The sequence below is a fragment of the Schumannella sp. 10F1B-5-1 genome, from assembly GCF_006517535.1.
GTDB lineage: Bacteria > Actinomycetota > Actinomycetes > Actinomycetales > Microbacteriaceae > Schumannella.
Map to the genome: position 1 here is coordinate 1 of NZ_VHQH01000136.1, position 221 is coordinate 221.

The window sequence follows — 221 nt, forward strand, 5'->3', positions numbered from 1 at the left end:
GCGGTCTACGGCAACGAGATCGGCGTCGGCCGGGCGATCGAGAAGTCGGGCATCCCGCGCGACGAGCTGTTCATCACGACGAAGCTGTGGAACTCGGACCAGGGGACGCAGTCGGCCTTCGACGCGATCGACCTGAGCCTCGAGAAGCTCGGCCTCGACCACGTCGACCTGTACCTCATCCACTGGCCGCGCCCCGACCTCGACCGCTATGTCGAGAGCTG

Annotated in this window: 1 protein-coding gene; it reads left to right on the forward strand. The window is 66.5% G+C overall.

Going from position 1 to position 221, the window contains the following annotated elements:
* The coding region (locus tag FJ658_RS15210; RefSeq protein ID WP_181408502.1) for an aldo/keto reductase at nt 1-221 on the forward strand (221 nt) is incomplete at both ends.